At 64.5% G+C, this 324-nt stretch carries 1 protein-coding gene; it reads right to left on the reverse strand.

Going from position 1 to position 324, the window contains the following annotated elements; genetic code table 11:
• Nucleotides 1-37: 37 nt before the first annotated feature.
• The coding region (locus tag QSJ18_RS20150; protein WP_286328431.1) for an integrase core domain-containing protein at nucleotides 38-324 on the reverse strand (287 nt) is incomplete at its 5' end.

Genomic DNA, 324 nt, shown 5'->3' on the forward strand with positions numbered 1-324 from the left:
GGGACTGCTGCACGATCAGGTGACAGGTCAGGTCGGGTCACGCAGCCTGAGTGGCTGGTGTGGTCATGATGGCCTCGTACTCGACCGGGGTCAACCGACCGAGCCTGTTCTGGCGTCGGCGCCGGTGGTAGGTGCGTTCGATCCACGTCACGATCGCGATCCGGAGCTCGTCGCGGGTCGCCCAGGGCCGGCGGTCGAGGACGTTTTTCTGCAGTAGCGCGAAGAACGATTCCATGGCGGCGTTGTCACCGGCCGCACCGACTTGGCCCATCGATCCGACCAGACCGTGACGGTCCAACTCGCGCACGAACTTTCGTGATCGAA

The sequence above is a fragment of the Gordonia heveisoli genome (assembly GCF_030315745.1).
Classification (GTDB): Bacteria; Actinomycetota; Actinomycetes; order Mycobacteriales; family Mycobacteriaceae; genus Gordonia.